Source organism: Gemmatimonadales bacterium (assembly GCA_030697825.1).
In the GTDB taxonomy this organism is placed as follows: Bacteria; Gemmatimonadota; Gemmatimonadetes; order Gemmatimonadales; family JACORV01; genus JACORV01.
In genome coordinates this window covers 1-1,595 of sequence record JAUYOW010000119.1, presented here as the reverse complement: position 1 = coordinate 1,595, position 1,595 = coordinate 1, and the positions used below count along the sequence as shown (strand labels likewise).

Sequence of the window (1,595 nt, the reverse complement as noted above, 5' to 3'; positions counted from 1 at the left end):
TCACCGCGCGTTTGGACGGCACTACGCCGTCGATCCGGCGGGGCGCCCGGGTCGCCCTGGCCCTGGCCCCGGGCGCACCCCACTGGTTCGATGGGACGACCGAAACGCGCCTGGACTAGCGGTGATTGACGAGGAGGTCGTTCAGGCCGCGACCACTGCCTCCGCAGTGTAGGCCACCGGAACCTGAACGGCACCGAGATCGCCGACATACCACTCGAGGTCTTTCCACCGCGGGTCGTCCACGACCACCTGGGCGAGCAGGGAGAGCACCGGCGCCGTCGTCACAGTCACCGGCCCCTCCGACCACCGGAGCGCCACGCCAAGCGAATCCATCTGGCGGCCGGTGTCCGCCGCGATCCGATCATGCGCGTGCAAGATCAGCCGCTCGCGCTCCTTCAGGCCGGCGGGCGGAGCGCCGTGCTCGGCACCCGTCAGCAACACGTTCGATACCCCCGCGCGCGCCACCCGGCCCGCCAGCACCGGGTCGCCGGTCAGGGCGCGCCACACCCGGCCCAGCCAGTAGTCCTCGCGCACTTCGCCGAGCGTACAGTGGAAGTGCTCCAGCGTGACCACCAGCATCACCGCGAACTCCGGATGCTCGGCCAGCGGGGGCGAAGGAGCGCGGGACGTGAGGATGGGCATCAGGCGAAGGGGTTCGTGACCTTGATACCGGTGAATCGCCGGAAGTCCTTGTCGGCCGTCAGGATTTCCCGCACGCCGTATTCGAGGCACAGGGCCACGATCTGCGCGTCGTAGACCAAATCGCCTCGCGCGCCGCTCTCCTCCAGCACTTCACGCAGCAGCGGCAGGTGGCGATCGGTCGGCGTCAGCAGCTGGACCGACGGGGACGCGAGGAGCGTTACGAGATCGTGCCAGGCTACGGCCAACGGCACGACCGGGCGGAACGCCCGATGCGTGACCACGCGCAGGAACTGCCCTATGCAGGGGAACGGCAGCGCCCAGGGAGACCGCCCGGTGGCGAGGCGCTGCACCCGCGCGAGCGCCTCGCCATGCTGAGGGGCGGCCGGGTGCAGTGCATACACCAGGATGTTGGTATCGACGGCGATCATCCGTAGAGATCCGACCTCCAGGAGCCCAGGTACTCCTCAAGCGCTTCGCGGCTGTGCAGCGGCAGATCCGGATTCCATTCGCCGTCGCACACCCGCCAGTCGAACGTGTAGGCGGTCGCCCGCGGCTGCCCGAAGTGTGCCTTGAGTGCCCGCAGCACGATCTCCCGCATGGTCACCCCCTCCTCGGCGGCTTCCTTCTTGGCCCGGCGGAACAACTGGTCCGGGATGTCAATCGTCGTCCGCATACATAAAAGCATACCTGTCTGTGCACATTTATGCAAGTAGATCACCCTGTGCCACGGTCGAGCGTCCGGTACTGGATCGCCTCCGAGACGTGCGCCGGCTCGATGGCCGCCGCCGCCGCGAGGTCCGCCACCGTCCACGCGATCTTCAGCGTCCGGTGATACGCCCGAGCGGAAAGCCCCAGCCGGGTGATCGCGGTGCGCAGGATGGCGTCCGCGCCCTCGGTGAGCAGGCAGCAGACGCGGATGTCGCGCGGCGCCATGTGCGCGTTGGCGAAGATCC

The 1,595-nt window shown here is 68.7% G+C and carries 4 protein-coding genes; all 4 read right to left on the bottom strand.

The window, feature by feature from the left end; all coding sequences use genetic code 11:
* Positions 1-141 precede the first annotated feature (141 nt).
* On the bottom strand, positions 142-642 hold the full coding sequence (locus tag Q8Q85_06185; GenBank protein MDP3773841.1) for a hypothetical protein: 501 nt from the start codon (positions 640-642) through the stop codon (positions 142-144).
* Positions 642-1,070, bottom strand: coding sequence for a PIN domain-containing protein (locus tag Q8Q85_06180; protein MDP3773840.1), 429 nt, complete (start codon positions 1,068-1,070; stop codon positions 642-644). The genes Q8Q85_06185 and Q8Q85_06180 overlap by 1 nt, the downstream gene beginning before the upstream one ends.
* Complete coding sequence (locus Q8Q85_06175) at positions 1,067-1,315, bottom strand: hypothetical protein (protein ID MDP3773839.1); 249 nt, start codon at positions 1,313-1,315, stop codon at positions 1,067-1,069. Before Q8Q85_06175 ends, Q8Q85_06180 begins: the two co-directional genes overlap by 4 nt.
* A gap of 41 nt (positions 1,316-1,356) precedes the next feature.
* On the bottom strand, positions 1,357-1,595 hold a 239-nt coding region (locus Q8Q85_06170), incomplete at its 5' end, for an ATP-dependent protease (GenBank protein MDP3773838.1).

Coding starts and splice junctions, on each gene's coding strand:
- Q8Q85_06185 (MDP3773841.1), bottom strand. CDS start 642: ATGCCCATCCTCACGTCCCGCGCTCCTTCGCCCCCGCTGGCCGAGCAT.
- Q8Q85_06180 (MDP3773840.1), bottom strand. CDS start 1,070: ATGATCGCCGTCGATACCAACATCCTGGTGTATGCACTGCACCCGGCC.
- Q8Q85_06175 (MDP3773839.1), bottom strand. CDS start 1,315: ATGCGGACGACGATTGACATCCCGGACCAGTTGTTCCGCCGGGCCAAG.